This window comes from Pseudomonas sp. (assembly GCF_050739655.1).
In the GTDB taxonomy this organism is placed as follows: domain Bacteria; phylum Pseudomonadota; class Gammaproteobacteria; order Pseudomonadales; family Pseudomonadaceae; genus Aquipseudomonas.
Genome location: NZ_JBOIBY010000402.1, coordinates 1 through 1184, shown reverse-complemented (window position 1 = coordinate 1184; position 1184 = coordinate 1). Strand labels below are relative to the sequence as shown.

The 1184-nt window shown below is 54.7% G+C and carries 1 protein-coding gene; it reads left to right on the top strand.

Annotated elements, in window-relative coordinates; translation table 11 throughout:
* Positions 1 to 725 (top strand): retropepsin-like aspartic protease (locus tag ACRESJ_RS19775; protein WP_431759397.1); only part of this gene is annotated, 725 nt, incomplete at its 5' end.
* Positions 726 to 1184 lie beyond the last annotated feature (459 nt).

Here is a 1184-nt window from a genome sequence, read left to right as displayed (position 1 = left end):
CAGCCAACGGAGTCTCTGCGCGTTTTGTACTGGACACGGGGGCACCGCAAACCCGGGTCAACATCGAGACTGCGAAACAGATGGGCATCAGGATGTTGCCCGATGCTCATTACCGCTACAGCACGTTTTATGGCGAACAGGGCTTGGCCGCGCGACTGGGCGTTCTCGGATCGCTGAAAGTCGGCACCCGTGAGTTCAGGAACGTCCTGGTCTTTGTCAGCGACCGGGATAATTTGTTGGGGCTGGATCTGATCAGCAAGCTGGGGCGCTTGAAAATAACCAGGAGAACACTGGAGCTTGATCCGCCGCCTGCCAGGCGCTGTGATGCGCCCATTGCCTTAAGCCGCCAGGATCTCAACCAACGGCTGGTAATTGCCGCACAGCTGGATCGTCGGGCAACGCAGGCCATCATCGATACGGGAAATGTCGACTACCTGACGGCCGCGTCGCCCGGCAGGCAAGTCAGCGTGGCGCAGGCGCTGACACCGGGAGGCTCGAACGTTTACACCGGCGACAATAAGCACTTTCAACGCTTCACCGGCGTATTGGCCCTGCAAGGCGACACTCTGGTGGTCAGCTACAAATACTACCCGGGCTTTACCATCCCGCCGTCGTTGGTGAACGGGCAATACGTCCCGTCGATATTGCTCGGGTGGCGTGCCTTCAAAGACTTCGAATTGAACCTGGACCTGGATTCAGGCCGCTCGTGCCTCAATAGAGTCTGAACAACTTTGGCGTTTACCCACAATCCCTGTTGGTGGTTCTGTGGATAACATGTTCGCCCCTCGCTACGCCCCATACAAATCAAGCCCTGCAGGGCGTCGTACAAAAAAACAACCACCCTGGCTCGTGGTTTTTCCAAGCTTTTTCAAGGGGATAAGTGCTGCTGTTGATGCAGACTTGCCCCCAATCTCTGTTGGCGCTTCTGTGGATAAGATGTTTGCTATCGTCTGTAGGCCTTATAGACCGTGGCGTGCAGGCTTGTGATCAAGAAATGATCAAAAGACGGTTTTGTACCGTCAGATTTCACGCAAACACCGGTTTTCTGCGGGTTTCAGCGGTTTTCCACAGAACCTGCGAAGTTAACCCCAAAGTCTGTTGGCGCTTCTGTGGATAAGGTGTTTGCCATCCTCTGAAGGCTATGTAATCCGTGGCTTTCAGGATGATGATCAAAAAACAACCAG